The 26,449-nt window shown below is 71.6% G+C and carries 29 protein-coding genes; 9 read left to right on the top strand and 20 right to left on the bottom strand.

The genetic code is table 11. The features are described from left to right. Positions 1-24 precede the first annotated feature (24 nt). The 12 genes from AB0N02_RS27330 to lanL all read right to left on the bottom strand — a co-directional run bounded on the left by AB0N02_RS27330 (position 25) and on the right by lanL (position 11,019). Entirely contained in the window at positions 25-1,914 is a 1,890-nt protein-coding gene (locus AB0N02_RS27330) for an ABC transporter ATP-binding protein (protein ID WP_363952063.1), read from the bottom strand. Continuing rightward, the gene (locus AB0N02_RS27325; protein WP_363952061.1) at positions 1,896-3,686 is read right to left on the bottom strand and encodes an ABC transporter ATP-binding protein; all 1,791 of its coding nucleotides are present in this window, start codon (positions 3,684-3,686) and stop codon (positions 1,896-1,898) included. The genes AB0N02_RS27330 and AB0N02_RS27325 overlap by 19 nt, the downstream gene beginning before the upstream one ends. A gap of 186 nt (positions 3,687-3,872) precedes the next feature. Further along, positions 3,873-3,995: an ALQxL family class IV lanthipeptide gene (locus AB0N02_RS27320; protein ID WP_363952059.1), complete on the bottom strand. Its 123-nt coding sequence runs from the start codon at positions 3,993-3,995 to the stop codon at positions 3,873-3,875. A gap of 390 nt (positions 3,996-4,385) precedes the next feature. After that, positions 4,386-4,514: a hypothetical protein gene (locus AB0N02_RS27315; protein WP_363952057.1), complete on the bottom strand. Its 129-nt coding sequence runs from the start codon at positions 4,512-4,514 to the stop codon at positions 4,386-4,388. Positions 4,515-4,696: 182 nt separating this feature from the next. After that, complete coding sequence (locus AB0N02_RS27310; protein WP_363952055.1) at positions 4,697-4,837, bottom strand: ALQxL family class IV lanthipeptide; 141 nt, start codon at positions 4,835-4,837, stop codon at positions 4,697-4,699. Positions 4,838-5,023: 186 nt separating this feature from the next. Beyond that, a complete protein-coding gene (locus tag AB0N02_RS27305) occupies positions 5,024-5,149 on the bottom strand; it encodes an ALQxL family class IV lanthipeptide (protein WP_363952053.1) in 126 nt (41 codons plus the stop codon). Between the two features lie 113 nt (positions 5,150-5,262). Further along, positions 5,263-5,385: an ALQxL family class IV lanthipeptide gene (locus tag AB0N02_RS27300; RefSeq protein ID WP_363952051.1), complete on the bottom strand. Its 123-nt coding sequence runs from the start codon at positions 5,383-5,385 to the stop codon at positions 5,263-5,265. A 205-nt stretch (positions 5,386-5,590) separates the two neighbouring features. Continuing rightward, entirely contained in the window at positions 5,591-5,710 is a 120-nt protein-coding gene (locus tag AB0N02_RS27295) for an ALQxL family class IV lanthipeptide (protein WP_363952048.1), read from the bottom strand. Positions 5,711-5,766: 56 nt separating this feature from the next. Next, entirely contained in the window at positions 5,767-5,889 is a 123-nt protein-coding gene (locus AB0N02_RS27290; RefSeq protein WP_363952046.1) for an ALQxL family class IV lanthipeptide, read from the bottom strand. A gap of 56 nt (positions 5,890-5,945) precedes the next feature. Next, positions 5,946-6,071 (bottom strand): ALQxL family class IV lanthipeptide, encoded by a 126-nt coding sequence (locus tag AB0N02_RS27285; protein ID WP_363952044.1) that lies wholly within the window; start codon positions 6,069-6,071, stop codon positions 5,946-5,948. A 137-nt stretch (positions 6,072-6,208) separates the two neighbouring features. Beyond that, positions 6,209-7,996 (bottom strand): alpha/beta fold hydrolase, encoded by a 1,788-nt coding sequence (locus AB0N02_RS27280; protein ID WP_363952042.1) that lies wholly within the window; start codon positions 7,994-7,996, stop codon positions 6,209-6,211. Between the two features lie 92 nt (positions 7,997-8,088). Further along, a complete protein-coding gene (gene lanL / locus AB0N02_RS27275) occupies positions 8,089-11,019 on the bottom strand; it encodes a class IV lanthionine synthetase LanL (RefSeq protein WP_363952040.1) in 2,931 nt (976 codons plus the stop codon). Between the two features lie 522 nt (positions 11,020-11,541). Here lanL and AB0N02_RS27270 point away from each other — a divergent pair. Together AB0N02_RS27270 and AB0N02_RS27265 are read left to right on the top strand one after the other, a co-directional pair. Next, the gene (locus tag AB0N02_RS27270; RefSeq protein ID WP_363952037.1) at positions 11,542-12,120 is read left to right on the top strand and encodes a TetR/AcrR family transcriptional regulator; all 579 of its coding nucleotides are present in this window, start codon (positions 11,542-11,544) and stop codon (positions 12,118-12,120) included. 583 nt (positions 12,121-12,703) lie between these two features. Then, entirely contained in the window at positions 12,704-13,786 is a 1,083-nt protein-coding gene (locus tag AB0N02_RS27265; protein WP_363952034.1) for a DUF6745 domain-containing protein, read from the top strand. Positions 13,787-13,980: 194 nt separating this feature from the next. Here AB0N02_RS27265 and AB0N02_RS27260 read toward each other — a convergent pair whose 3' ends face one another. After that, positions 13,981-14,742 carry a methyltransferase domain-containing protein gene (locus tag AB0N02_RS27260; RefSeq protein WP_363952031.1) on the bottom strand — a complete coding sequence of 254 codons (762 nt, stop codon included), beginning with the start codon at positions 14,740-14,742 and terminating at the stop codon, positions 13,981-13,983. Positions 14,743-14,770: 28 nt separating this feature from the next. On the opposite strand from AB0N02_RS27260, the gene AB0N02_RS27255 reads away from it, so the two are divergent. Then, on the top strand, positions 14,771-15,184 hold the full coding sequence (locus AB0N02_RS27255) for a MerR family transcriptional regulator (RefSeq protein ID WP_363952028.1): 414 nt from the start codon (positions 14,771-14,773) through the stop codon (positions 15,182-15,184). A 786-nt stretch (positions 15,185-15,970) separates the two neighbouring features. Here the strand turns inward: AB0N02_RS27255 and AB0N02_RS27250 are convergent. Then, positions 15,971-16,528 carry a TetR/AcrR family transcriptional regulator gene (locus tag AB0N02_RS27250; RefSeq protein WP_363952025.1) on the bottom strand — a complete coding sequence of 186 codons (558 nt, stop codon included), beginning with the start codon at positions 16,526-16,528 and terminating at the stop codon, positions 15,971-15,973. A gap of 92 nt (positions 16,529-16,620) precedes the next feature. Here AB0N02_RS27250 and AB0N02_RS27245 point away from each other — a divergent pair, with 92 nt between their 5' ends. Both AB0N02_RS27245 and AB0N02_RS27240 read left to right on the top strand, forming a co-directional pair. After that, complete coding sequence (locus AB0N02_RS27245) at positions 16,621-17,028, top strand: DUF2867 domain-containing protein (RefSeq protein ID WP_363952022.1); 408 nt, start codon at positions 16,621-16,623, stop codon at positions 17,026-17,028. Beyond that, positions 17,021-17,470 carry a hypothetical protein gene (locus AB0N02_RS27240; RefSeq protein WP_363952019.1) on the top strand — a complete coding sequence of 150 codons (450 nt, stop codon included), beginning with the start codon at positions 17,021-17,023 and terminating at the stop codon, positions 17,468-17,470. Before AB0N02_RS27245 ends, AB0N02_RS27240 begins: the two co-directional genes overlap by 8 nt. A 145-nt stretch (positions 17,471-17,615) precedes the next feature. Here AB0N02_RS27240 and AB0N02_RS27235 read toward each other — a convergent pair whose 3' ends face one another. After that, on the bottom strand, positions 17,616-18,119 hold the full coding sequence (locus AB0N02_RS27235; RefSeq protein WP_363952016.1) for an ArsI/CadI family heavy metal resistance metalloenzyme: 504 nt from the start codon (positions 18,117-18,119) through the stop codon (positions 17,616-17,618). Positions 18,120-18,243: 124 nt separating this feature from the next. On the opposite strand from AB0N02_RS27235, the gene AB0N02_RS27230 reads away from it, so the two are divergent. Further along, a complete protein-coding gene (locus AB0N02_RS27230) occupies positions 18,244-18,630 on the top strand; it encodes a metalloregulator ArsR/SmtB family transcription factor (RefSeq protein ID WP_363952012.1) in 387 nt (128 codons plus the stop codon). A gap of 460 nt (positions 18,631-19,090) precedes the next feature. Then, positions 19,091-21,655 carry a molybdopterin-dependent oxidoreductase gene (locus AB0N02_RS27225; protein WP_363952009.1) on the top strand — a complete coding sequence of 855 codons (2,565 nt, stop codon included), beginning with the start codon at positions 19,091-19,093 and terminating at the stop codon, positions 21,653-21,655. Positions 21,656-21,745: 90 nt separating this feature from the next. Here AB0N02_RS27225 and arsB read toward each other — a convergent pair whose 3' ends face one another. The 3 genes from arsB to AB0N02_RS27210 all read right to left on the bottom strand — a co-directional run bounded on the left by arsB (position 21,746) and on the right by AB0N02_RS27210 (position 24,097). After that, positions 21,746-22,879, bottom strand: a complete 1,134-nt coding sequence (arsB, locus tag AB0N02_RS27220) for an ACR3 family arsenite efflux transporter (RefSeq protein ID WP_363952006.1) — start codon at positions 22,877-22,879, stop codon at positions 21,746-21,748. Between the two features lie 20 nt (positions 22,880-22,899). Then, positions 22,900-23,259 carry a metalloregulator ArsR/SmtB family transcription factor gene (locus tag AB0N02_RS27215; protein ID WP_363952003.1) on the bottom strand — a complete coding sequence of 120 codons (360 nt, stop codon included), beginning with the start codon at positions 23,257-23,259 and terminating at the stop codon, positions 22,900-22,902. A 127-nt stretch (positions 23,260-23,386) separates the two neighbouring features. After that, positions 23,387-24,097 (bottom strand): arsenate reductase ArsC, encoded by a 711-nt coding sequence (locus AB0N02_RS27210; RefSeq protein WP_363952000.1) that lies wholly within the window; start codon positions 24,095-24,097, stop codon positions 23,387-23,389. A 287-nt stretch (positions 24,098-24,384) separates the two neighbouring features. On the opposite strand from AB0N02_RS27210, the gene AB0N02_RS27205 reads away from it, so the two are divergent. Beyond that, positions 24,385-24,534 (top strand): hypothetical protein, encoded by a 150-nt coding sequence (locus AB0N02_RS27205; RefSeq protein ID WP_363951998.1) that lies wholly within the window; start codon positions 24,385-24,387, stop codon positions 24,532-24,534. A 34-nt stretch (positions 24,535-24,568) separates the two neighbouring features. Next, positions 24,569-25,396 carry a sulfite exporter TauE/SafE family protein gene (locus tag AB0N02_RS27200; protein ID WP_363951996.1) on the top strand — a complete coding sequence of 276 codons (828 nt, stop codon included), beginning with the start codon at positions 24,569-24,571 and terminating at the stop codon, positions 25,394-25,396. Here the strand turns inward: AB0N02_RS27200 and AB0N02_RS27195 are convergent. Continuing rightward, complete coding sequence (locus tag AB0N02_RS27195; RefSeq protein ID WP_363951994.1) at positions 25,362-25,997, bottom strand: N-acetyltransferase family protein; 636 nt, start codon at positions 25,995-25,997, stop codon at positions 25,362-25,364. The two genes, AB0N02_RS27200 and AB0N02_RS27195, sit on opposite strands and share 35 nt — an antisense overlap. Further along, positions 25,915-26,436 (bottom strand): NUDIX domain-containing protein, encoded by a 522-nt coding sequence (locus AB0N02_RS27190; protein WP_363951992.1) that lies wholly within the window; start codon positions 26,434-26,436, stop codon positions 25,915-25,917. Before AB0N02_RS27190 ends, AB0N02_RS27195 begins: the two co-directional genes overlap by 83 nt. Positions 26,437-26,449 lie beyond the last annotated feature (13 nt).

The raw sequence follows: 26,449 nt of genomic DNA, 5'->3' as shown, positions 1-26,449 counted from the left end.
TCGGCGGCAGGGCGGAGCCGAAGGTCAGCGGGAGTCCTCCGGCGGCCGGTGCCCCGACGGGTCGCCGCCGCGCCAATGGCCGACCAGGTCGGCGTAGAGGGGCGATCGGGCCGTCAGCTCCCGATGCGATCCGGTGAGCGCGGCGGTGCCGTCCATCAGCAGGACCCGCCCGGCCCGGCCCGCGGAGCTCATGCGGTGCGCGATCACGATGAGTGTGCCCTCGCGGGCGGCGAACGCCGCCTCGGCGCGCAGCTCGGCGGCCGGATCGAGATGGCAGGTGGCCTCGTCCAGGACGACGATCCTGGCCGGGGAGGCATGGACGCGGGCCAGGGCGATGAGCTGCCTCTCTCCGGCGGAGAGCGCTGCGGGCTCCTCGATCGTGGCCCGGAGCCCGCCGAGCCGTTCGACGAGCGCGCGGGCGCCCACGGCCTCGGCCGCCGCCTCCAGCCTCTCGTCGGCGACCCACGTGCCCTCGGGGCAGAGGTAGGCGAGGTTCTCCGCCACGGTGCCGGTGAAGACATACGCCTCCTGCGGCACCAGCGCCATCAACGACCGCAGCCGGTGTTCGGGGACCGCCTCGATCGGCAGGCCGCCGAGCAGGACCCGGCCCTCGGTGGGACGGCGGAGCCCGGTCAGCAGCATGGACAGGGTGGATTTGCCGATGCCGCTGGGGCCGACGACGGCCAGATGCTCGCCTTCGGCGATCGTGAGGTCCAGATCGCGCACCACAGGTGTGGCCTGGGGCGCGTAGGCGAAGCCCAGGTGGTCCAGGCGCAGTCCGTGGCCGACCGGCTCCGCGGCCGCGACGGTCGCGGGGGCGCCGTACGGGGGAGGCGGGACGGTCGCGGGGGCGGACGGTCCGGGCGGTGTGACGGTCTCGCCGAGTCTGCGCAGGGTGACGGCGAGGGCCACGCCCCAGCCGCCGACGACACCGGTGAGGGCGCGCAGCGCCGGGTCGAGGCCGGTGGCCAGGTAGGTCGCCGCTCCGACGACCTCTCCCGCGCTCAGGTGACCGTTCCCGATCAGGGGCCGGGCGGCGATCAGCAGGGCGAGCAGCGGCAGGTGCGCGCCGAGCGCGATGACGAGGCGGCGGCTCAGGCCGGCCCAGGCCAGGGCGTGGGTGGCCGTCACCTGGGCGTCGACGGCCGCCCGCACGGTCGCGTGGGCCTGCCGGCGCGCTCCGCAGGCGGCGACGTCGCGCAGGCCCGCCAGGATCGGGGTGGCCTGGCCGGTGAGCTCCTCGTCGGCGAGGATGAGCGCGCGCTGGCGGGCCACGAGCACACGAAGCAGCCGGGCGAAGACGGCCAGCGCCACGGCGACGGGCACGGCGACGACGGCGGCGAGCGGGGGCGACAGGAGCAGCAGGCCGCCCAGTGCGGCGACGAGCGAGACACCCAGCGCACGCGTGCTCCGCAGCAGCGCGGAGACCAGGTTGCGCACCGTCTCGACCTGCTCGGTGAGGCGGGTCACGGCGGCGGTGTCCGGTGGTTGCGCGCCCTCGGCGGCGCGGGTGACGGTGGCTGTGACGACGGCGGTGACCAGGTCGTCGCGGAGCGGCTCGACCACCGCCGCCAGGGCGGGGAACATCATCCGAACGGCCGCCGCCTGGACGAGCATCGTGAGCCCGAGAAGGCCGAGCCAGGCCAGACCGGTCCCCGGACTCCCGGCCAGGAAGCCGCGGTCGACGGCGGTGGCGATGAGGAGGCCGGACAGCAGCGTCGGCAGCGCCTCGACGACGGACCATAGCCCGGCCACCGCCAGGGGACGCAGACGGGGACGGAGCAGCGACGTCAGCAGCCGGAGTCCGCCGCCGCCCGTGAAACGGCCGTCGTACGGCAGGGCCTTCACGGGGACGGTTCCGGACGGTGAGGCATCCCGCTCGGGCCGCGGGCGGGTCAGGGACGGGCCGGGCACGGTTCCTCCTCGTGGAGCGGGTCGCCGCCGATCGGCTCCCGGCCGGCCCCGGCCGAGGCAGTACCGGACGCCGGGGCGGCGGCGGTGAACAGGGCGCGGTAGGCCGGGTCCCGCCACAGCTCCCGGTGGGGGCCGCGGGCCCGCACCCGTCCGTCGTCCAGCCACACGACCAGGTCGGCGCGGGCGGCGGTCGTGGCGCGATGGGCGACGACCAGCCGGGTACGCCCGCGCATCTCCTCCGTCAGGGTCCGGATCACCTGGGCCTCGGTGGCCGTGTCGAGACTGGAGGTCGCGTCGTCGAGGACGGTAAGGCGGGCTCGCCGGACCAGCGCGCGGGCCAGCCCCAGCCGCTGGAGCTCACCGCCGGACAGCGGGGCCGTGTCTGCGGGCGTGCCGTATCCCCGGGGAAGGCGGCGGACGACGCCGTCGACGTGCGCCGCACGCGCCGCCTCGCGGACGTCGAAGGCGCCGGTGTCCCGGCCGGTGGCGGGCAGGCCGTAGGCGACGGCCGACAGGAGGTCGCCGCCCAGGAGCACGGGGCGTTCGAAGGCGTAGGCGACGGCGTTCCTGAGCGCGTCGGGGTCGATCTCCGTGAGAGGCAGGCCGTCGAGCAGCACCTGGCCGCGGTCGGGGTCCATCAGCCGTCCCGCCAGCAGGGCGAGGGTGCTCTTGCCCGCGCCGGAACGCCCGACGACGGCGGTCAGCGCCCCGGCGGGGATCTCCAGGTCGACGCCGTCCAGGAGCGGCACGCCGTCACCGGCCACGGTGACGGCGCGGAACGAGAGCGCCCCGGCGCCCTCGGGCAGAGAGCGGGAGCCGGGAACCTGGGCGGGCAGGGCGAGCACCTCCCAGACCCGCCGGGCCGCGGAACGGGCGTGGGCGAGATCCATCAACGAGTCGATCCTCTCGACGAGGGCCAGGGCCAGCGCGGTGTAGCCGGCCGCGGCCAGCAGCCGGCCCGGCTCCAGGCGCCCGTCGGCGATGCCGAGCCCGGTCACCGCGAGCACGAGCACCTCGACGAGCAGCAGGAACAGCGAGAGCTGCCACACACTGCGGGCCTGGGCGCGCCACAGGGCGTGCCCGGCGGCGGACAGCTCCGCCAGCGGGGCGAGCACCCGGGTGACCTCGCGGTCGGCGGTACCCGAGGCCCGCACGGTACGGATGCCCGCCAGGGCGTCGGTGAGGCGCGCGGCCAGGCGGCCCTGCGCGTCCTGGTAGCGGTCGTACAGCCCCGACACCCGGGCGACGAACACGCGGACGACGACGATCGCCACGGGCACACCGGCCAGGAAGGTCAGCCCCACCCGCCAGTCGATCAGGAACAGGGCGACGGCGCCGCCGAGGGAGGTGAGAAGCCCGGTGACCGTGTACAGCAGCGTCATCGGGACGTATCCGGAGGTCGCGGCGTTGCTCACCAGGCGGTTGGCCAGTTCCCCGGTGGGGAACCGGCGCGCCTGGACGGAGTCGAGCCCCAGGACGTGGGCGGTGAAACGGGAGCGCAGGGCCGACGTGGCGGACGCGGTGGCCGTCACCCCGGCCAGCGCGCCCGTGACCTCGGCGCCCGTGGCGACGGCGATGACGACGGCGAGCCATGTCACGGCGTCTCCCGTTCCCCGTCCGGTCAGGACCGCGTCGACCGCGGCGGCGAGTACGGCGGGCAGGGCCAGCGCGGCGGCGGACGAGGTGAGGACGGACACCGCGGCCACCGTCAGCGGCACCCACGCGCCATGCGCCAGAGACCAGAGCAGCCGGTCGCCGTGCTTGTACGTCACTCGCTCTTCCGGCGCGTCCGGCGCATGGTCTGACATCGTTGTCCTCTCTCGGTTCTCCGGCGCGGATCCGGCGGCGTCGCGATCACGCCCGCCCTGGGGGGTGCCGCCTCCGGCGGGGCACGCGGCCGCGCCGGAGGGGCTATCGGGCGCCTGGCCGGTCACCGCCCGGCGCGGACGGAACGCCGTCTACCTCCACGTGGTGGTGCATTCGGCGAGGATGGTGCTGATGGTGCAGGTGCACTCGCACGGGTAGAGCCGGGACTCCTCCGGGGAGGGGAGCATGTCCAGGGCGGTGATGTCGAGTTCCAACGGTCCTGCCTTCCTGTCGGTCCTTCCGGAGACGGCCTGCTCTGCCGGGTCCTTCCGGAGACGGTCGGCCTCGCCGGCTCCCTCCGGAGACGGCCGACCCCGTCGGGTCCCTCCGGAGACGGCCGGCCTCGTCGGGTCCCTCCGGAGACGGTCGGCCTCGTCGGGTCTCTCCGGAGACGGTCGGCCTCGTCGGGTCTCTCCGGAGACGGTCGGCCTCGTCGGGTCTCTCCGGAGACGGCCTGCGAGGAGGGGCGCTTCTCCGGTGACGTCGCGCGGGGGTGCCGTCCGGCCGGAAGGGCCGCGCCCGGGTCGGTGACCGGGCGCGGCGCCGTCATGGCCGTCTTCCCGAGGAGACACCGGACTCCGGCGCCTCCCGCTGGGCGGACGTGCTCAGGTGGTGGTGATGCTGCAGGTGGAGCCCTTGCAGGTGATACCGCAGGTGGGGCCGCTGCACTGCTGCAGCTGGGATTCCTCCGCGGCGGCGGGGAGCAGGTCCAGGGCGATGATGTCGAGTTCCATGCTTTCTTCCTTTCGATGGTTGGAATCGCCGCGGGCGTGGGCCGCTTCGCGGGCGGTGCTCAGGTGTGCTTTCTCCGGGGCGTACGGGCCTCCGAAGGCGGTTCGGGCCGCCGTGTTCGTGACGGCCTCCCGCCTCGGGAGGAGCCGCCGTCTCCCGTGACCCTCCCGACGTGGGGAGACCGTCAGGGGCTGTTGGTCCAGTCGCAGGTGGGGCCGGTGCAGGTGTGCTGACAGGACTTGCCGCCACAGGTGACCTGGCACGGGTACAGGAGGGCCTCCTCCTCGGCGGGGAGCCGGTCCAGGGCGGCGATGTCGAGTTCCATGCTTTCTTCCTTTCGATGGTTGGAATCGCCGCGGGCGTGGGCCGCTTCGCGGTCGGCGCCCGCGACGTTCTCCTGGGATGTACGGGCTCCGGGAATGGTCCGGGCGTCACGTCCGTCGCGTCCGTGACGCCTTTCCGTCTCGGAGACCCGCGACCTCCTCTCGCCCCTCCCGGGGGCGGGGAGACATCAGTAGGTGGTGGTCTCGCAGCTGTACTGGCAGTGGGCGGTGTGATCACAGGAGTAGTGGCACGGGTACAGCCGGGACTCCTCCCTCGCGGGGAGCATGTCCAGGGCTGTGACGTCGAGGTCCATCGTCTTCTCCTCCTTTCTCGCCGGTCGTCGTCAAGGCCGTCCCGTCCTTCGCGGCGGCCTTCGGTCTCGGCGGAGCCCGCCTCTTTCCCGCCCTCTCAGGGCGAGGAGAGCCGTCAGACGCTGGTGACCTGGCAGGTGCCGCCGAGGCGGCAGGTCCTGGCGCAGGTCACCGTGCACGGGTAGAGCAGGGACTCCTCGGCGGGGAGCAGGTCCAGGGCGGTGATGTCGAGTTCCATGGCTTCTGCCTTTCTTGTCGGTTTCTGAGAGATGGTCGGTTCTGGGAGATGGTCGGCGAGAAGGCGCGCCTTCTCCGGTGGCGTCGCGTGAACGCCACCGCGCCGGGAGGGGCCGCGCCCGGGCCGGTGCCCGGGCGCGGCGCCGTCAGGGCCGTCCTCCGCGGGATGAGCCGGATGCCCGGCGGCCGCGCGAGAGCGGACGGTCTCAGGCGGAGGTGATGAAGCAGGTGTAGCCGTGGCAGGTTTTGCTGCAGGTGACCTGGCACGGGTAGAGCTGGGACTCCTCGGCGGGGAGCAGGTCCAGGGCGGTGATGTCGAGTTCCACGGTTGTGCCTTTCTACTGATTCGGTGGTTCCGGTACCGATGAGTGCGAGAGAGACGTCACCAGTCGGTGAGCTCGCAGGTGTAGGTGGCGCAGGTGCGCGGAACGCAGGTGATCTTGCACGGGTAGAGCCGGGACTCCTCGGCGGGGAGCAGGTCCAGAGCCGTGATGTCGAGTTCCACGGTTGTGCCTTTCTGCTGATTCGGTGCTTCCGGTACCGATTAGCGCAAGCGAGACGTCACCAGTCGGTGAGCTGGCAGGTGAGGCCGGCGCAGGTGCGCGGAACGCAGGTGATCTTGCACGGGTAGAGCTGGGACTCCTCCTCGGCGGGAAGCATGTCCAGAGCCGTGATGTCGAGGTCCATCGTTTTCTCCTCCTTTCTCGCTGGTCGTCGTCAAGGCCGTCCGCCCTCGGTGGCGGCGGCCCTCCGTACCGGCCGGTCCCGGGCTCTTCCACCGGGCGAGCCCGAGCCGGCCGGGTCTGTGGTCCCGTCCACGCCGGTTAGGCGGACGGGGGCGACCCGGTGCGCAGGAAGCCGACGAGGCCGTCGCGGACGACTTTCCCGTCGCTCTCGGACAGCGGGTCGTGGCCGGCGCCGGGGATCTCCAGATAGGCCGAACCCGCGCCGTGGTGGCGACCTCGGAGCAGCCGGTCGTGCAGGCGCCGGGAGTGGGAGACGGGGATGATCGGGTCCCGTTCGCCGTGGACGATGAGCGTGGGCGCCCGCAGGCGATCGGCCAGCCGCAGCAGGTCACGGGGCCCGAGGTCGTCGTGGATCTCCTCTCGGCCGCCGAGCCGGTCGAGCATCGTGCGTACCGTGGCGGGTCCGTCCTCGTACAGCTCCCGCCCGGACAGGAACGGGGCGACGACCGCGGCGCGGGCCCACAGGTCCGGCTGCGCGGCGGCGGCCAGCAGCGCCAGGTAGGCGCCGTAGCTGGCGCCGTACAGTGCCGGCCGTTCCAGGAGCGGCCCTCGGGCGGCGCCCAGGGCGCGTCCCAGGTGGAGGATGTCGGCCAGGTCGGGGCCGCCCCAGGCGCCCTGGATCGCATCGCGGTGGGCGGCGCCGTATCCGGTGCTGCCGCGCTGGTTGGGGGCGACCACCGCGATGCCTTCGGCGGCCAGACGCTGGAACAGCGGGTCGAAGCCGAGCTGCCAGGCCGCCTCGGGGCCACCGTGCAGGGCGAGCACGACCTGCGCGCCGGTGACCGGCTCGCCGTACACGACGGCCTCGATGGCTCCGGCGGGCCCGTCATAGGTGTGGACGCGGGCGCCGGCCCAGCGGGTCCGGGACGGTTCGGGGGCGGACGGGATCCGCTGTGCCGGCCCGGACACGGTGATCGGGCCGGGAGGCCGGTCGGACGTGGTGTGGATCAGGCGCAGGTGGGCGCCGCTCCAGTCCGCCAGGGGGAACAGCGTCCCGCCCGGCAGGTCGCTCTCCTCCGTGATGTCCTCGACCAGGTCGTGCAGCAGGAGGTGGGAGCGGGCGCGGCGGGTGACCGCCAGGGCCAGCCGTCGCCCGTCGGGGGCCAGGGCGAGCGGTGTCACGCTGCCCTCGATCGCGTTCAGCCGGTCGGGGAAGACAGTGGGCCCGTCGTCGTGCAGGAGACGTACGCCGAGCCGGTACGCGCCGTCGCGCCGGGCGGCGGTGAGCAGCACACCCGCGCGGGGCGCGGCCAGCAGCAGGTGCTCGTCGTCGGCCGGTCCGGTCAGGGGTTCGAGGGCGCCGCCCGCCAGGTCCAGGACCGCCGTGCCCGCTCCCGTCCTGGAACGGACGGCCAGGCGTGTGCCGTTCTCGTCGAGCCAGATCCCTCCGCCGACCAGGGTCGGCAGTACGGTGACCAGCTCGGGCGGTTCGGGCCTGCCGGACAGGCGCAGCACCCTGCTCTGTTCGACGCCGGTCGCGAAGGCCACGGCCGCCGTTCCCCCGCCTCGCCCCGCGACGAGCCCGAGGCCGTTGCCGAGGACGGTGCCCAGCTCGTGCTCCTCGGGCCGCCCGTCGTCCCGGGAGGGGACGGCGAGGACGATGCGGTGCACGCCCTCGGTGCCGACGTGGCAGAGCAGGAGGTGCCCGTCGTCGGTGGCGATCGGCACCGTCATCGGAGTCTGCTCGCCGCGGGTGCGCAACACCCGGGGTTCCGGCCGGGCGTCGGCCAGGTCCCACAGCTCGGGGGCGAGGCGGCCGTGGCCGTGGTCGGCCAGGCAGGCGAGATACCGGCCGCGCCCGGAGAAGCGGAAGTTGATCCGACGGACGTCGGAAAGGCGGTCGGCGCCGGTCACGGTACCGCTCACGAGGCCGGCCGCGGTACCGCTCGTGAGGCCGGCCGCCGCATCGCTCGCGAGGCCGGCCGCCGTACGGCCCGCGCCTGCCATGCCGGGTGTCATCACGCCCGGCCGGTGGCCGGAGCGGACGCCGGAGCGCCGTTCGGCTCGTCCGCCATCCAGGGACGTGGCCCGCCGTGGCGCAATCTCAGCAGGAAGTCCAGGACGCCCGCCATGCCGGTGTTCCAGCCGAGGCTCACCTCGTGCCCGGTCTCGTCGGCCACGACCAGCAGCCCGTCGCGGAGCATGGCTCTCGCCCACAGAGACGCGGCCAGGTCCTCGGCCCGCTCTCGGTAGGCGGGCTCGTCGAGCAGGTCGGCCATGTCCAGGAGGAACTGCCCGTCACCGGCCAGCCCGTGGCAGGCGGCCGTACCCGCGTGCAGGCGGTAGGAGTGCACGGCCACCGCGGCGGCCTCGGCCGCGTCACGGAAGCGCGGTTCGCCGGTGGCCGCGTGCAGCCGGATGAGGAACGTTCCCACCCCGGAGGAGCCGCTGCACCAGTGGGGTTTGCGGGTCGCGCTGCCGGGCCCCTCCGTCCACCAGGCGGCGTCGTCCTCGCGGACGGCCGCGGCCAGCAGGGTCTCTCCCGCCGCCACGGCGGTCTCCAGGCAGTCGTCCCGGCCGAGCGCGGTTCCCGCCGCCAGCAGGAAGGCGCCGATCCCGGCCACCCCGTGGCCGAAGCCGTAGTGCCGCACCCCCGCCAGCGCGGAGTCGAAGTCCGCGGGAATGGGCCACAGCACGGTTTCCGGGGTGCGCTGGGCCGCCTTCAGCAGGGCGTCGGCGCACCTGTCCGCCTTGTCGCGGAATTCGGTGTCACCGGTGGAACGCCAGAAGTGCAGCAGGGCCAGTCCCGTTCCGGCGAGGCCGTGGCAGATGTCCGGGTTCGGCCAGTCATCCGGCAGGCCCCGGGCCATGTCGAGCCCCTGGGCTCGCAGGGAGGCGTCGTCGAGCGCGCGGCCGGCCTCGTACAGGCTCCACGCGATGCCCGCCCGGCCGAAGTACAGCCCCGGCGAGGGCCGCGGCTCGCCGGCCAGGCGGCGTACGGTCCAGTCCGCCGCCTGCCGCAGCCCCGCCGACAGGTCACCGTGCGAGCCCGACAGGAGGTCGCCGCCTGTGCCCGGGAGGTCGCCGCGCGTGCCCGGCCGGGCGGGCACCGCCGTCGCCGGTCCGGAGGACGGCGGAAGCGCGTGCTCCACCGCGGCGGCGAGCAGGGTGAGCACCCCGGCCGAGCCGTACTGCAGGGCGCACGGGTCGGCGAGCGCGCCGAAACCGGTGACGTGCCACAGGGAACCGCGCCGTGCCGCGCCGCCCGCGGGCCCGGACGGCGATATCGTCCGCAGGACGTGGGCGAGCCCGTCCCCGAGCAGGCGATCCTGTTCGGCCGCGCCCAGACGGTAGGCGCCCTCCGCGGCGGGAAACGGCCCGGTCCCGTCGGCCATCCCGTCCAGGAACGCCCGCACCCGGGTCAGGTCCCAGCGCAGGGAGGGCTCCTCCCTCATCAGTCCCAGGATCACCGGCGCCAGCGCGGTCGCCGTCGCGTCACCGGCGGTCACCACGCTCAGCAGCGTGCGCAGCCGGGACTCCCACGGCCTGACCTCGTGGGACAGGTCCTCCGGAACCACCGGCTGGCAGCCGGTGGCCAGGAAGAACAGGGTCGCTCCCAGCGCGAACAGGTCGACCGTGGCGTCGGGCGCGGCCCCATAGCGGGCGGCCCCCACCTGCTCTGGCGGGGCGTAACCGGGTGTGTAGGCCCGGCCGACCGGCGTGCCGGGCACAGCGGCCATCTCCAGGTCGATCAGCAGGCACTCGTCGTCGGGGGAGACCATGATGTTGTTCGGCGTCAGGTCGCGCAGCACGTATCCCTGCCCGTGGACCGTCGAGACCAGAGCCGTAATCCCCCGCGCCAGGCCGACCACCGCCTCGCGCCACTTCGCGTCAGGCCGGGAAGGGCGCCGCTCGCCGACCCAGACGCTGAGCGGGGTCCCGGCGAGGTGCTCCTGCGCGAGGAACACGTTGCCGCCGGTCTCGAACAGCGCCGCCTTGCGTGCGGTGACTCCCAGCGGCCCGAACAGCTCCAGCATGCGGGCCTCGTGACGCAGCAGATCGCGTTCGTCGCGTCCGTCGAGCGAGGCACCGAGGTGCGGGCGGGCCTGCTTGATCACGACCTTGCCGCCGTCGGCCCGGTCCTCCGCCAGGAACACCCCGCCCTTGGCGCTGTGCCGGAGGGCCTGGCGCACCACGAACCGGTCCGCCAGCAGGACCGCCTCGGGCGCGGTGGTCCTGACCGCCACCTGTCCCGACTCGAAGGGACAGGGCGCCCATGCGGGCGGGGAGTACCAGGCGTTGCGTTCGTCGGTCACCTGGGTGCCGTCGGGGGCGGTCAACCGGGAGGCGTAGGTGCCGTCGTTGTCGAGCTCGCTGGGGGCGGAGAACACCCCGTAGCGGTAGTGCACCAGGCTGCCGGGCCGGTAGGCGCGGTCGGACAGGATCGGCGGGCCCGGCAGGCCGTACGTGGCGGTGTGCAGTTCCTCGGCGATCACCACGGCGGCCTCGTCGTCGGGCGGATAGACCGTGACGAACTTGCCCATCGACCCGCGGTTCTGGTCGCGGGAGACGAGTCCGCCCAGTTCCATGAGCGTGGCGGCGAACTTGAACGAGCAGCGGTGGCGGGCCAGCACCTCCACCACCCGCGCCAGCACCAGCGGCGCCGACAGCGGCGTCGCCGAGACGTGGAGTTTCCAGCCCTGCGGGCGGGTGTCCGCGCCCTCCGGTGTCACGTAGGTCCAGGGCGCGCCCTGCTGGATCTCCCAGCCGGGGACGACCCCTCCCTCCGCGGCCCGTGGTCCCGCGCCGCCGGTGTGCGCCGCGCCGCCGGTGTGCGCCGTGTCGCCCGGCCCGCTCGTGGCCCTTGCCAGCGCCGCCGTGGCGACGTCTCGCAGAACGTGACGATCCTCATCGGAACGGTTTTCCGCGTTGACAGCCTGCACGTCCACGTTCCCCCATCGTCTTCACTCGATCTCGATCCGCACCGCCCACGACGGGCGCGAATCGCTCACTGTCCGGGCTCGGCTCCGTGTGAACGGCGTCGGCACCGACCCGCTCACCGGCCCGTGAGATCACCGCCGGAGCAGGCCGGTCCCCGGCCGAGGCCGTCGCGGGCTCCGTCGGCACCACCCCTGCCGACCGGGCCCCCGGGCACCGAACTTGACATCGACAAGATACGACGCCGATTCAATCTTGGCAACGGAAAGATTGGGGTGAATCGTTCCGGGGCCGGTGTCCGCCGAGATTCGCCCGCCCCCGAGCCCGTACGGCGGGCCGTCCTGCGCGGCGGGCCGCCCAGCCTCCGAGGGGAGCCGGACGGGACCCGGCGAAGCCGCGATCCCGGGGACGACCGGCGCCGCGGTGCTCCCGCGGGAACCGGGAGCCCGGGGGCGGCCGCCCCTCCGATTGAGCAGGTCCGCAGCCTGAGGGGGGCATTACGGCGTCGGGGCGGCCCCGGTAGGCTGATCGCCGTGAGCAAGCAGTCCTATCACCACGGGGACCTACGGCGGGCTCTGCTGGACGCCGCGCTGGAAGCCGTCGCGAAGGACGGGCCGGTCGCGCTGAGCCTGCGCGAGATCGCTCGCCGGGCGGACGTCTCCCACGCCGCCCCCACTCACCATTTCCGCAACAAGACCGGCCTGCTCACCGCGATGGCGGTCGAGGGCTACCACCTGCTGGCCGACGAGCTGGAACGGGTCCGGGGCACCGGCGGACTCGTCGAGCAGGGCGTCGCCTACGTCCTCTTCGCCACCGCCCACCCCGCTCACTTCGCGGTCATGCGCGTGCCCGACCTGCTCAACAGCCGTGACCCCGACTTCGTGGCCGCCCGCGACCGGGCCTGGCACCAGTTGCTGAGGGGCACCACCATGCCGGACGGCTCGACCGACTGGACCGCCGCGATCGCCACGTGGGCGATGATGCACGGCCTGGCCAGCCTGCTCGTCGAGGGAAACGTACAGCCCGAGCCCGGCGGCGACGTCGAGACGCTGGCCCGTGCCGTCGGCCGCCACCTCGCCCCCCTGGCACCGCAGGCACCGCACCACGACTGAGCGAGATCCGGCGCCCGGACCGGCGGCGTCCCGAAGTGCCAGCGGGTTCCAAGTGACTCACAAGAATGCTCGGTGAGCCTGGCGGTATCGGAACAACGCAGGTTTCCCCTCCGAACCGAGCCGCTCGAAGGAGAGCGCCGGCACGCTTCGCGTTTCGCCCCGGCCACATGACGTTTCCCCGCCACCCGGCGGATCCGGCGAACACGTCCCGAGGCGGCCGGCGAGAAGTCCGGACCGGCGGCGTCACCGATCGTCCTGAGCGATTCTCCGAGATGGATGACCAACTGCAGATGAGACAGCAGAAGCAACAGATGCTCTGCCGGACTCGGCCTTTTCCGATCCGTCGCCCGCGGCGGCGGTCACCATCCCCACGCGGGGGCATCCACCGGCGGACGTGTGAGGCCTCCCGCGGACGGACGTGTAAGGCCCTCCGCGGACGGACGTGTAAGGCCCTCCGCGGACGGAGAACGCCCGGAAAGGTGGGCCGCGCCGCCGAACATCCCGGTCCCGCCGTCGGCGGGCCCTCGGACGCGTCACCCCGTCCCGTCCACACAACCTTCGCGCGTACCCCGGAGACAAGCAGATGAGCGGCACGCCCCTGCCCCCCTTCGAGGGCATCCTCACCTCCGAGCACGAGACTCTCATCGCCGGCATCCGTGATCAGTGGATGCGCGACGGCCTGTCCACCTGCCCCGTCGACAGAGGCGAGGCGGAGCGGGCCGTGTGCGAGATGTACGCGCTGGTCGGCCTGGAGCCGCCTCGCCTCAGGGTGTGGGTGGACTCGCCTTCCGGCTGTTTCCCGATGGTCTCCGCTCTCGGACGCCCCGTCGTCCACTATGGACACTTCGAGGACCAGCTCAAGGAGTGCCTGGAGCGCCGGCTCAGGGACCGGCTCGGGCAGCGGCTCTGGGACCGGCTCCGATGCCAGCTCCGCACCCGGCTCTGGGAGCAGCTGTGGGGGCAGCTCCGCGCCCAGTTGCGGGGGCAGCTCCTGGGCCACTTCGGCGACCGGGCCGGGTCCGAGCCGTCCAGGTACGTGTGGGGAGCCCAGGACATCTGGCGGGACGCCTACTGGATCGCGTTCTATACCTCCGCCCTGCGCGTGGCCGGGGCGGAACCCGATGAACGCCTGGACGCGCTGGCGGAGGTGACCCGCGGGCTCGGCTGGTGGATCCCCCTGGCCGGTGCGGTCGTCATGTCCGGACGTCCCGCCGCGATCCGGCGTGACGGCGACCTGCGGCTCCACTGCGAGAGCGGGCCCGCGCTCGCCTGGCCCGACGGGCACGCGCTCTACGCCTGGCACGGCACCCGCGTTCCGAGGTGGGTGATCACGGCCCCGAGCTGCGAGGCCATCGCGGCGGAGAAGGACGTCGAGGTCCGCAGGTGCGCCATCGAGTCCCTCGGCTGGGACCGCTACGTCGCCGAGACCGGACTGCCGCTGGTCGCCTCGGCGGAGGATCCCCGCGACCCGGCCCTGACCCTCGCCCTGTACGAGGTGCCCGAGAAGGTTCTGGGGGAGCCCGCCCGGGTCCTGCTGCGCGTCGGCGGTCCCGCGAGCCCCGGCGGGTCGCGCGGGAAGGCCGGGCTGGTCGTCCCCGTGGAGACGGCCACACCGCTGGAGGCCTCCGAGTGGGATCACCCCGGCCGTTCGGAGGGTCAAAGATGACGAGCGGTGTGACGAAGGCCTGAACGAACGGCGACATGGCGTGCCCCAGAGGATGAGGCCAGAGGATGAGGTAGGTGGACTCGGTTCCTTCGGGGGCGCAGAGCACGGTCCAGCGCGGCCATGGCGCCAGCGGCCATGGCGCCACGACGTACTCCTGCCTGTTCACGCCCGCGCCAACCGCCTCGCCGCTCGCGTTAGTCCCCGGGCCGCACGGCCGAGGCGACGAAGATCGGCAGTGCCAGGAACATGCGCCCGGCCTCAGCCCGTCGTCGCTGCTCGTCCGCCCACCCGGCTTCCTCCTCGGCGGTGATGGCCCTGGCCGCCCGAGCACTCTCGGCAATGCCGGTGAGCAGGGGCAACATCGTCGCGTCGGTGAAGACGCCGGTGTGGATCTCCAGGGCGACGTGCTCGAACCCTGCGTCCAGCAGCAGGTTGCGGTAGCGGCGGGCGGCCCGGGGATTGGTCACCTGGTCGGCGCGGGCGTGCACGATGGTACGGGTGAGCCGCGGATCGTCGGAGTCGATGAGGAAGGCGTCCCAGTCCTGGCCGATCAGCACGATGCGGCCGCCAGGGGCGAGCACGCGCCGGGCCTCCTCCAGTGCCTTGCCGGGGTCGGCGAGCTCGTGGAAGACCTTGTCCGCCCGATAGCCGGCCACTTCGCCGTCCGCGAGCGGCACGTGATGGGCGTCGCCGAGCCTGAAGTCCGCGTCCGGCCGGCGGCGGCGGGCCACGCTGATCATCTCCTCGCTGGGGTCCACGCCGATCGCCTGCACGCCTTGCTCGTTCAACTCGTCGACCGCTCGCCCGGCGCCGCAGCCGACGTCCACCACGGTGGCGCCGCCGGGGAGATCGAGCAGGTCGTATGAGCGGGCCCGCAGCGTGACGGCGGCCGGGAGGGAGTCGGCCATGTCGAGCATGCGGATGAGAGGTTCCATGGATTCGGTTGTCTTGGACATAGCGCTAAGCATGCGACTTAATGTCAACATGAAGTCAAATGCGATGATGAGCATCGGCGAGATCGCGGAGCGGTTCGGCCTGGCCACGCACGTCCTTCGGCATTGGGAGACCATGGGCCTGCTCGCACCGGTCCGCGTGGGCGGGGAACGCCGCCGCTACGGCCCGGACGATCTCTACCGGGTGGCCGTGATCCTGCGGGCCAAGGAGGCCGGATTCAGCCTGGACGACATCCACGAGATGATGAACACCTCCGACCCTCGGAAGCGGCATGCGATCCTGGTGCGCCACCGTACCGAGCTGGCCCGGCGCATCGCCGAGGCACAGGCCTCGCTGGAGCTCATCGACTGCGCACTGGAATGCGACCACGAGGACCTGCCCGCCTGCCCGCACTTCCAGGCCGCCATGGCCGAGCGAGTCCCGTTGGAGGCCCCCACGCACTGACGTCTCCTACAGCGCCGGGGTCGTCGTAGTACTCGATGCGAGCCACTCTCACTCATCCTCGCGGGGAAGCCGGGACTGTTCCCATGCTCGATGGCGCAGCGGTCTGCATGTGCCTTCGCCGTCCGTCAGCCGTACGTCGGTCCGGCAGCACGGGCAGGTGATGACACACTGAGCGACGATCTCCGACCATCGCACCCACATGATGTACCGGCATGCCGGACAGGGATGTCCAGGTCGCCGCGGAGGAACCGGGTGGCAAGCGCCTAGCCCATCCGAACATCATCCCGCTGACACGATCGATGGGCGCCGAGTAGTCAGAATGAGCATGAATAGGCCGCTGAGAAGCGTGCCTGGGGTGTTCGACTTCCCTGCAGACAAGGAATCGCCCGACAATCGCTCGCTGTCGATGTGGACTGATCCCTGTTACCCGGTCGGAGACGATCCCGCCGGCAAACGGCCGACAAACGATTGAGAGATTAGATCCAAAATCCTGAGATCTAGCCTCTGAGCTGGGATGATTGTACGGGACTATCGGAAACTGAATGTCCGGCGGGAGGCTTCCACGGTCACCGATCGGCGCGGGTCATCGTTCGTTGAGGTAGCGCATCAGCAGGTCCCGCACGGACCGGCATTCCCGCCCGTAGGGGGTCTACAAGCACCTCGGTCAGCGGCCGGCCTTCTCCGCCTCGGCCGCCTCCGGTCATGTCGCAGCATGGTGATGAACAGGTGCGCGGCGGTGAGGAAGGGGAGGTCTATCGCCGTTGGTGGGTCACCGCCGTTCGCGGGCTACCGCAGCAGCCACTCACCGGTGAGTTTCATGACGTCGGCGCGGCTGCGGCCGGGGTGGTCGGCGCCGACGACATAAGCGCCGATCCGCACCGAGAACGTGAGCATGCACCGGACCTCGACGTCGTCCGGGTCCGGGCAGAAGGTGGCGAACAGCGAGCGTAGATAGTCCATCCGCCGGTTGTCGACGCGCCGCAGCCGCTCGGCCACGGCCTCGTCGCGCCGGGCCCAGTCACGGATCGCGAGGTCGACCAGCGGGCTTCGCACCGACTCGCCGGACGCGCCGACGATCGTGAACAGCCGGCCGAGCCTGGCCCGGCCGTCGCCGCCGTCCCGCTCGACCTGCTCGATCACGGCCTCGGCGACCTCGCGCTCCCACACATCGAGCATCTCGGTAAGCAGCACGTCGCGGTTGGCGAAGTAGCCGTAGAAGCCGCCCTTGGTCACGCCGAGCGCCTGGGCCAGCACCTCGATCCGCACGGCCTCTGGGCCGCCCGCGGCGAGCGCGCGCAGCCCTTCCTCGATCCACTTCCCACGGGAGGTGCGGGCCAGGGCCATGTGGGTCTCCTCATGTGCACCCCAACTATACGGTGACGTACAGATGGATTAGTCTCTAATCTATACGCCAGTGTATAGATCGGGGTTGCACTATGAGACTCGCTACCACCGCGCACGCCTCCCGCCCCTGGCGGATCCACGAGATCGCCGGTGACTTCACCGTCGAAGACGTCTGGGCCCTGCCGACGCCGGGCGGCCCCGACGACCTCCGCGCCTGGCCGCACGGGCCCGACCTGCGCGCGGCCCCGTTCACCGCGATCTACCAGACCCACGACGAGTGGGCCGCCGAGCCGGCCAACCGCACCGTCCACACAGTGATGCACCTGGGCTGGGTCCCGGACCCCGCCGGCGGGCACCGTGGCCAGACGGCCGTCCCGGTCAAGCCCAACGGGAGGTTCGGCGCCGTCTACCCGGCCGGCGTCAAACCCTTCCGATACCTCGGGGTCCACCCCGCCCTGCTGCGTATGATCGGGCGCGGATGGCGGGCCGGCGATGCCTGACGCCACCTCGGCCTTCCGGGCCGGAGCCTGGGCCTGGGTACTCACCGGCGCCGGTCACCTGACGATCGCGGCGGTGCTGGCGCTGCGCCCCGCGAACCCGGCGACGGCTCCCGCGGTCGCGGCGACGGCTCCCGCGGTCGCGGCGATGCGGAACTCGGACTTCGGGTTCGCCGGGCCCCGGCGCAGCCTCTACGACCTGAACACCGGCATGTCGCTCGTCATGGGCGTCGCACTGGTCCTCGCCGGTCTGGTGTGCGTACTGGTGGCGCGCGAGGCTCCCGGCCTGATCGAACGGTTGCGGTCGCTGAGCGGGCTGGCGCTGGCCGCGTCGGTGGTGGCGTTCGGGCTGTCGGTATGGCTGCTGCCGCTGCCACCGATCGTGCTGTTCGGCGTGGCGACCGTGGCGTTCGGGTGGGCGACGACGCGCCGGCGGCTTACCTGAAGACCTCGTCCGAGTCGCAGTTCATGATCATCTCAGGGCCCCTACCGCTCGGCGTCCACGGTCATCACGACGTCGTGACCGGTCGGTGATGCCTTGCCCCGCCAAGCGCACGTCGCGGCGAGGCAAGGCGATCGCGCGTGGTCCTTCAGCAGCAGCCGGCGCTCGTCCCTGCGGTGACCGGAAGGCCCCGCCCCGCGGCCTGCTCGGCGGCTTGCTCAGCGGCGGGGCCGCAGACGCACGGCGTGGCCGGATCCTGAGTGGTGGCTGACGCGCCGAGGGTGTCGGCGTCGGCCTTGACGACGTAGACCTCCCACAGCTCGGCACCGGGGCCACGGACCCATACCTTGTCCTGCAGGGCGTAGCAGCAGGAGGTGTCGTTCTCGGTGAACGTCGCCAGACCGGCCTGCTTCAGCCGGTCGGTGGCCGCGGTGACGTCCTCAGTGGTCTCAACCTCGACGCCGAGGTGGTCCAGGCGGGTCTCGGCGCCGCTCTCGCCCTCGATGAGCACGAGCTTGAGCGGAGGCTCGGCGATGGCGAAGTTGGCATATCCGGGGCGGCGCTTGGCTGGCTCGACGCCGAACAGTTTGGCGTAGAAGGCGATCGAGCCTTCCAGGTCGGCCACGCGCAGGGCGAGCTGAACACGGGACATGGCATTCCTCCTCGGTTGGCCGCAAGCGGTGATGGCCACCGCCCGCACCCCTGATTAGATGAGTGTCTAATTAGAGGCTCGCCGCCAGCTTGAACACTGATTAGAAATCTGTCAAGTTAGAAGCATGTCGAAACAAGGGTTGCCGGTGATCCAGCCCCTCACGGGCCAGGCCGGTGACGTGGCCTGCTGCGCGCCGCTGGCTTGTGAGCCCCTTGGCCAGGCCGAAGCCGAAGAACTCGCCCCGCTGCTCAAGGCCGTCGCCGACCCGGTGCGACTGCGACTGCTGTCGCTGATCGCCTGCCATGAGGGCGGCGAGGCGTGCGTGTGCGACCTGACCGGCGCCTTCGACCTGACCGGCCCCACCATCAGCCATCACCTGAAGGTTCTGCGACAGGCCGGTCTCATCGACTGCGAGCGGCGCGGCACCTGGGTCTACTACTGGATCGTCCCGGCCGCCATCGCCCGCCTCGGAACACTGTTTTCCCCACTGGCCGAGCCCGTGAGCATGTGACGCGCGATCCCGCGTGACCCGCCTGGCTCACCAGGCACCATCAACCGTCAACGGCTGTTGGCGGCCAGTTGGCGGTCCGCCCGTATTCGCCTCAGGCGTGCGCGCCGATGGCGCCCTCCTGTGGATCTGCCGGTTTTCCGCAAGGCCGCAGACACAATCCTCCGAAACGGTCTCCTGCGCCGCGTTCGTTCCGCCGCGCCTGCGGCCAGCGGCCCTTTCAGGGGCGTGAACGGCCACGATTAATGGTGATGGGCTCGTGATGCGCGAGGTCGTTGACGATCATCGAGGCGCTGTGCACCATGGAGCGTGCATAGAAGACGATCTATAAAGACACTCATCTATGCGCTGCCACTTTGTGTCGCGCACGGCACACGCACGGTCTTTGCACGTCTCGTACAACGCCTGGCCCCGATCGGGTGCCGGGTGCTCTAACGCAGTTGCACGTGGACGGGAGCACGCCTTGTCGACCTCGAACGCCTCCGCACCGGACAACCCATCCCATCCAGCCCAGCCGTCGCGGCGTTCCCTGCTGGGCGGCGCGCTGTGGGGAGGTGCTGGGCTGGCCACCGGAGCGCTGCCCGCCTCACTGCCCACCCTGTTGCCCCGCCCCGCCCACGCCGCGGCGTCCTTCACCCCGGAAGATGACGCGGGCGGCCCGACGTCGCCGGACTTCTCCCGCGGCTCGGCCGCGCTCACCCCGGACAAGACCGTCACCAGTGCCTGCCAGTTCTGCAACTGCGACTGCTCGCTCACGGTGCAGCTGAAAGCCGGGCGGGTGATCGGCGTTACCGGCCAGCAGGCAGATCCGGTCCAAGACGGCAACTTATGCGTCAAGGGACCGATGATGACCGAGCTGCTGTACAACCCGCTGCGGCTGACCACCCCGCTGCGGCGCGTCAGCGGAGCCAAGGGCGACCCCGACTCCCGGTTCGAGCCCATCTCCTGGGATGAGGCGCTCGAGACGATCGCCGACCGCCTCTTGCGCCTGCGCGATCAGGGAGAGGCCCGTGCCATCGCCAACCGCACCACCGGCCGCCTGCCCCGCGGCACCGGATCCCTGGTCCACCGGCTGTTCACCCTGCTGGGCAGCCCCAACGACACCGACGTCGGCCCGGTCTGCAACGACGCCGGCGGCAACGCCCTGGCTGCCACGTTCGGCCTGGGCAACTTCACCAACGGCTACGGCGTCGACGGCGCCACCGGCAAGGAGGATCTCGGCGCGGCCCGCTACCTGCTGCTGCTGGGCACCAACCAGGCCGAGACCCACCCGGTGACCTACGCCTACCTGCTGCGCGAGCGCCGCCGCACCGGTGCCCGCCTGGTGGTGGTGGACCCACGCCAGACCCCGACCAGCGCTTTCGCCGACGAATGGGTGGCCCCCAAACCGCACACCGACTTCGCCCTCATCCTGGGCATGCTGTACGAGATCATCACCAGGAATCTGCATGACAAGGCGTTCGTCGCCCGCTGGGTGCTGGGGTTCGACGAACTGCGCGAGCACCTGATCGCCAAGAAGTACACCCCTGAGTGGGCCGCCAAGGTCACCGGCGTGCCGGCCGCCACGATCAGCCGTCTGGCGGTCGAGTACGCCACCCGCAAACCGGCCGCGATCTTCTGCAACGCCGGGATCTCCCACCAGCTCGGCGCCTTCGACACCTACCGGGCCATCGCCATGCTCGCCGCGGTGACCGGCAACATCGGCGTCCCCGGCGCAGGCTGCAACTTCATGCACAACACCTGGCCCGGCGGCCTGGAGTTGCCCCCGCTCACCGTGGAGGTGCCCAAGGTCGGGCCCGCCCTGCCGGTCGGGCCGGACACCTTCGCCGAGGCCATCCTCACCGGCCGCCCCTACCGGCTGCGCGCGCTGATCACCGAGGGCAACCCGCTGCTGTCGTCGGCCAACACCGCCAAGGTCCGCCGCGCCTTCGCCGAACTCGACTTCTACGTCTACACCGGCCTGTTCATGGAGGAGGCGGCCTACTACGCCGATGTGATCCTGCCCGTGTGCAGCGGCCTGGAGTTCGAGGGCGTCTACATGCGCCGCGACGACCGTGCCATCCGCTGGCAGGACGCGGCCGCGCCCAGGGTGGGCCAATCCCGGCCCGACACCGAGGTGTGGATCGGCCTGGCGCACGCCCTGGCCCGCCGCGACCGCGTCAAACCGGCGTCGTACTGGCGAGATGCCTTCCCCGAGGCGTGGCTGGACTACAAGAACCTGTGGGCGACCTTCGTCGCCCATACCCCCGGCGCCGCGGGTATGACCCGGGAGCGGATGCGCGAGCGCGCCGAGCCGCTGCGCTGGCCGTGCCCGAGCACCAGCCACCCGGGGGTGAGCACGCTCTACCTGGACCATCCCTCGTGGTACCAGGCCGCCGTCGCACTGGATCCGGCCAACGCGAACAAGCGCTTTTTGACCCCCAGCGGCAAGGTGGAGATCTTCACCCCGGCCCTGCAGGCGCGGCTGGCACCCAGCGGGCACGGGGCGCTGCCGGTGTTCTTCACCCACCCCGAGGTCACCGGAGCCAACCCGACCATCGCCTATGAGGACACCTTCGTCACCAACCCGATCAACCCCCAGGCGCTCACTCACCCGGTGCGCATCGGCGTGCCCGGCAACGGTGAGGTGCACGAGCGCTTTCCGCTCATGGGCATGACCGGCCGCCCCAGCGTGGCGCACTTCGCCAGCATCACCCACTGGACCTTCACCGGTAAACGGCTCAACGGAATCCGCCTGGCGCAGATCCATCCCGACACCGCCCGCCGCTACGGCATCGCCAACGGCGACGCCATCATGGTGGAAAGCCCCCGCGGCGCGGTGCGGGCGACCGCGCTGCTGGAGCGCGGGATCCGCATCGACACGATCTTCCTGCCCAACACCTTCGGGCCCGCGCAAAAGGTCGGCGACGTCTTCGACGATCCGCGCTATGAGGCGGCCAACACCCTCGTCGACGACCGCTTCTACGACAACCTGTCCGGCCAGCAGGCCTACAAGTGCTTCGCCTGCCGCATCCGCAAGGCGACCTGAACCGCCACCCGAGCCGTTGTCTGAGCCCGCCGGCTGGGCCACTACCTGGGACCGTCGCCTGAGCGCCCGCCGCAACGGGCGCCGGGCTCCTCAGCGGTGAGCCGCCCCCTCCGGGGAGGGGGCGGCGAACAGGCGGCGGCCGGCCAGGCTCACATAGACCAGGGCCACCAGGACGGGCACCTCGATGAGCGGGCCGACCACCCCGGCCAGGGCCTGACCGGAGGTGACGCCGAACACCCCGACGGCCACCGCGATGGCCAGCTCGAAGTTGTTACCGGCCGCGGTGAAGGCCAGGGTGGCGGTGCGGTCGTACGGCAGGCCGATCGTCCTGCCCAGCACGAAGGAGCCGCCCCACATCAGGGCGAAGTAGGCCAGCAGCGGCAGCGCGATGCGCGCCACGTCGCCCGGCCGGGAGACGATGACCTCGCCTTGCAGGGCGAACAGCACGACGATGGTGAACAGCAACCCGTACAGCGCGACCGGGCCGACGCGCGGCAGGAACCGGGTTTCGTACCACGTGCGGCCTCGGGAGCGTTCGCCGAGCCGGCGGGAGGCGTATCCGGCCGCCAGGGGAACCCCGAGGAAGACCAGCACGCTGTAGGCGATGTCGACGGCGGAGACCTCCAGCACGCTTCCTTCGCCCAGGCCCAGCCAGCCCGGCAGGAGGTGCAGGTAGAACCAGCCCAGCGCGGCGAAGGCGACCACCTGGAAAACAGAGTTGATCGCGACCAGGACGGCGGCGGCCTCCCGGTCACCGCAGGCCAGGTCGTTCCAGATGAGCACCATGGCGATGCAGCGGGCCAGCCCGACGATGATCAGCCCGGTGCGATAGGCGGGCAGGTCGGGCAGGAAGATCCAGGCCAGGGCGAACATCAGCGCCGGGCCGACGACCCAGTTCAGCACCAGGGAAGCGGCCAGCAGGCGCCGGTCGCCGGTGACGGCGCCGAGCCGGTCGTAGCGAACCTTGGCCAGCACCGGGTACATCATCAGCAGCAACCCCAGCGCGATCGGCAGCGAGATCCCCCCGACCTTGACCGCGTCCAGGGCGGAGTTCAGGCCGGGCACCGCCCGCCCGAGCAGCAGCCCGGCCACCATCGCGGCACCGATCCACACCGGCAGGAACCGATCCAGCGCCGACAGGGCACCGATCACCTCCGCCCGCTTCGCCGTAGCGGAATGCGGTGCACCGGCGGACGACGGCGACGGTGGGGGCAAAGCGGGCATGGGGGTTCCTCCGGAGCCGGTCAGGCGGGGGCGGGGACGGTGATCAGGCCGGACAGCTCGGCCAGCGTCTCGGGCACCAGGCGGTAGTACACCCACGAGGCGCGCCGTTCCGAGACCAGCAGGCCGACTTCTTTGAGGACTTTCAGGTGGTGGCTGATGGTGGGCTGGGAGACGTCGAAGGCGCCGGTGATGTCGCACACGCACGCCTCGCCGCCGGCGTGGCTGGCCACGATCGACAGGATCCGCAGCCGCACCGGATCACCCAGTGCCTTGAACACCCGGGCCACGGCAGCCGCCTGATCGGCGTTCAGTGGCTCGCGCGTCAGCGGCGAACTGCACTCCAAAAGCTCCAGCGGCTCCCGCAGCTCCAGCGGCTTCATCGTCTCCCCTTTCGGCCACCCCGACCGGTAACGGTTTCCAACTTTATCTATATTGGCACCCGTCTATAAGTAAGCGGTGTGAGCGGCCGGGTGACAGTCGGGTGACGGGGAGAAGCGGGCGGCCAAGTCAGTGGCGAAGGCCGGGCGCAGGGGGCGGCGCAAAGTCCGGCGCGAGGTCGGGCGCCGAGCCGGGTACGGGTACGCCGAGGTCGGCCAGCAGGGTGCGCACCCGGTGCTCGATCTCATCGCGGATGGGGCGCACCCACTCCGGATCCTTGCCCATCGGGTCGTCGAGCTTCCAGTCCTCATAGCGCTTGCCGGGGAAGATCGGGCAGGCGTCCCCACAGCCCATGGTGACCACGACGTCGGCGGCCCGGACGATCTCCTCGGTCCACGGCTTGGGGAACCCCTTGGAGATGTCGATGCCGACCTCGGCCATGACGGCGATCGCGGCGGGGTTGACCTCGGAGGCGAACTCCGAACCGCCCGACCAGGCCACGGCGTGCTCACCGGCCAGGTGCTCGAAGAAGCCCAGCGCCATCTGGCTGCGGCCGGCGTTGTGCACGCACAGGAACAACACGATCGGCCGCCCGTCGGAGCGGCCCTCGACCCGGGCCAGGGCGTACAGGCGCTGACGGGCGAAGCGCTCGGCCAGCAGCGGCAGGAAGTTGGCCACCGCGGCCTTGCCGGCGAACTGGTCGTAGCTGGTGTGCAGGAACCGCTCGATCGTCTCGGTACCGAAAAGGCCGGTGAACTCCTCGCCCAGCCGGCGGGCCGCGGTGGCCAGAGCCAGGTGCTGGTCGATGGTCAGATCGTCGCGCTTGTAGGTGCCGGTCATGGCAACGCTCCCCGAACGCCCTCATGGAATCGATAAATATCGAATTCGACTTCTGTCGATATTGACACTCGTCGATTCTAATCGGGCAAACGGCACATGAACAGCCACAGGCACATAACTGCCATACCTCACATCTCGACATCCGCGGCCTGCGAAACGCGCCTGACACACCCGACATCGCATATGCCGGGCGTAGGGGGCAGTCATGCCGGACGGCGCGCCTGGACACTGCCGCCAAGCAGCCACGCGTTCAGGGCTTGCCGCTCGCCGAGGAGATGTGCGCCAGGTTGTCGCCGATCGCTTTCGACCACATCAACTTCCTGGGCCGCGATGCCTTCATCCTCGCCGACATCACCTCCGGCCTGCGGCCCTTCCACGACCTGGACACCCTCGGCCTGCCCCCGCCCAGACGGGTTGACATCCCTACCGGAAAATAGGGCGACGCCCCAGGTGGAGGAGAGCATGGTGGGTGTGACCGAAGACGACAGCACGGCGCAGGGGCGCGCGATGCGGTCACCATCTTTGGCTTTCGCCGCCGGGGTCGCGGTCGGCGTTCTGGGCGGGATGATCGGCCTGGGTGGCGCGGAGTTCCGGCTGCCGCTGCTGATCGGCCTGTTCGGGTTCGCCGCGCTGTCGGCGGTCATCGTGAACAAGGCGATCAGCCTGGTCGTGGTGCTCACCGCGCTGCCTGCCCGCCTGGCCGCCGTCTCCTTCGTCGACCTGGGCACGCACTGGGCGGTCGCGGCCAACCTGCTGGCCGGAAGCCTGCTGGGCGCATGGGCCGGAGCGTCCTGGGCGGTGCGGATGCGTACCACCACCCTGTACACGGTGCTGGCGGTCCTGATGACGCTCATGGCCGCTGCCCTGCTGTTCACCCATTTCACCGCCCTGGGTTCGCCGGTCCTGCCCGGCCCGGTGCGGACGGTCGCCGGGGTCGCGGCCGGGTTCGGTATCGGCGTGGTGGCCGCCATCATGGGCGTGGCCGGCGGGGAACTGCTGATCCCTGCGATCGTGCTGCTGTACGCCATCGACATCAAGACCGCCGGGAGCCTGTCGCTGCTGGTGTCCCTGCCCACCATGCTGGTGGCCTTCGCCCGCTACAGCCGAGACGGCAGCTTCGCCGTCCTGAGCGCCAACCGGCGATTCGCCGTCGTCATGGCCGCCGGGTCGATCACCGGCGCCCTGCTGGGCGGCCTGTTGCTCGGCGTGATCCCCGATCTGGTCCTCATCCCCATCTTGGCCGCCATTCTGCTGATCTCAGCGATCAAGATGGCTCGTCACGCCTCCGCGAGCGAGTGAACGCCGCCCCTGGGACGTCATCTGCGACCGGCAGAGGTGACATCCTCGCAGGAGCACTCCTATCGTCCAGCGACAGCGCTGCGCCGCTCCAGCATGACCACATCCCGCCAGACGCCGCGGTGACAACCGAAACGTTCGCGGGTGCCGACACGCGGAAACCGAGCTTGTCGTGCAGGGCGAGACTGGCGGCGTTGCCGGGGAAGATCCCGGCCTGGATCGTCCAGATCCCGGCATCCTCGTCGGCGGCGATGAACGCCTCCAGCAACGCCCGGCCGATCCCGCGCGCCTGGCGGCCCGGATGGGCGTAGACGCTGTGCTCGACCACCCCGGCATACACAGACCGGACAGAGACCGGCGAGGCGGCCACCCGGCCGACGACCTGGCCGGTCGCGGTGTCGACGGCCACATACCGCGGGTGCGCCAGCTTGCCCGCGGCGAACCCCTCCCAGCTGGGTGCCGTCGTCTCGAAGCCGGCCTGGCCGTCGTCCAGGCCCGCCTGGTAGATGGCCAGCACCTGATCAGCGTCGCTGTGACGCATCGGCCGGATCTCCAGCCCCGGCCCGGCGGTGGGCTTGGTGGCCTGGACGATGGCCGAGTGCACGCCATCGCCGTGAGAGGAAGTGGTCGATCAGCGCCGTGAGTCCGATCGGGTAGACCACCTGGTCGGCGGCACGTAGGTCCGCCAGCGTCCACCATTCCCAGGCCAGGATGCCGTCCGTCTGGGTGGCGCGGGCGAGGTCGACGCGATCGGCAGGGATCCGGACGACGAAGTAGCGCTCGACCTGGCGGACGGTTTCTCCCTGGATCAGGTGCTCCTTGGTGCGAGTGGCGATCTGCGGGCCGAGCTCCACGTCCGTGACGCCGAGTTCCTCACTGAGTTCCCGGCGAACGGCGGCCCGGTGGTCCTCGCCCGGGTCGAGGGCTCCTCCGGGAGTGGCCCAGAAGACCCCGTCGCCCTCGTCGTAGCGGAGCAGCAGGACGCGGTCGTCCTCGTCCAGGACGATGGCGCGGGCCGCCTCTCGGATCCTCGGGGTGCTCATCTCCCTATCGTCT

The organism is Streptosporangium sp. NPDC051022, assembly GCF_040683035.1.
Classification (GTDB): domain Bacteria; phylum Actinomycetota; class Actinomycetes; order Streptosporangiales; family Streptosporangiaceae; genus Streptosporangium.
This window is presented reverse-complemented; position numbering and strand designations above follow the sequence as displayed.

Bases quoted from the DNA above. Each gene is read 5' to 3' on its own strand.
- AB0N02_RS27315 (WP_363952057.1), bottom strand. From the start codon at position 4,514: ATGGAACTCGACATCATCGCCCTGGACCTGCTCCCCGCCGCCGCGGAG.
- AB0N02_RS27310 (WP_363952055.1), bottom strand. From the start codon at position 4,837: ATGGAACTCGACATCGCCGCCCTGGACCGGCTCCCCGCCGAGGAGGAG.
- AB0N02_RS27305 (WP_363952053.1), bottom strand. From the start codon at position 5,149: ATGGACCTCGACGTCACAGCCCTGGACATGCTCCCCGCGAGGGAGGAG.
- AB0N02_RS27300 (WP_363952051.1), bottom strand. From the start codon at position 5,385: ATGGAACTCGACATCACCGCCCTGGACCTGCTCCCCGCCGAGGAGTCC.
- AB0N02_RS27285 (WP_363952044.1), bottom strand. From the start codon at position 6,071: ATGGACCTCGACATCACGGCTCTGGACATGCTTCCCGCCGAGGAGGAG.
- AB0N02_RS27265 (WP_363952034.1), top strand. From the start codon at position 12,704: ATGAGCGGCACGCCCCTGCCCCCCTTCGAGGGCATCCTCACCTCCGAG.
- AB0N02_RS27260 (WP_363952031.1), bottom strand. From the start codon at position 14,742: ATGTCCAAGACAACCGAATCCATGGAACCTCTCATCCGCATGCTCGAC.
- AB0N02_RS27255 (WP_363952028.1), top strand. From the start codon at position 14,771: ATGAAGTCAAATGCGATGATGAGCATCGGCGAGATCGCGGAGCGGTTC.
- AB0N02_RS27250 (WP_363952025.1), bottom strand. From the start codon at position 16,528: ATGGCCCTGGCCCGCACCTCCCGTGGGAAGTGGATCGAGGAAGGGCTG.
- AB0N02_RS27245 (WP_363952022.1), top strand. From the start codon at position 16,621: ATGAGACTCGCTACCACCGCGCACGCCTCCCGCCCCTGGCGGATCCAC.
- AB0N02_RS27240 (WP_363952019.1), top strand. From the start codon at position 17,021: ATGCCTGACGCCACCTCGGCCTTCCGGGCCGGAGCCTGGGCCTGGGTA.
- AB0N02_RS27235 (WP_363952016.1), bottom strand. From the start codon at position 18,119: ATGTCCCGTGTTCAGCTCGCCCTGCGCGTGGCCGACCTGGAAGGCTCG.
- AB0N02_RS27230 (WP_363952012.1), top strand. From the start codon at position 18,244: ATGTCGAAACAAGGGTTGCCGGTGATCCAGCCCCTCACGGGCCAGGCC.
- arsB (WP_363952006.1), bottom strand. From the start codon at position 22,879: ATGCCCGCTTTGCCCCCACCGTCGCCGTCGTCCGCCGGTGCACCGCAT.
- AB0N02_RS27215 (WP_363952003.1), bottom strand. From the start codon at position 23,259: ATGAAGCCGCTGGAGCTGCGGGAGCCGCTGGAGCTTTTGGAGTGCAGT.
- AB0N02_RS27210 (WP_363952000.1), bottom strand. From the start codon at position 24,097: ATGACCGGCACCTACAAGCGCGACGATCTGACCATCGACCAGCACCTG.
- AB0N02_RS27190 (WP_363951992.1), bottom strand. From the start codon at position 26,436: ATGAGCACCCCGAGGATCCGAGAGGCGGCCCGCGCCATCGTCCTGGAC.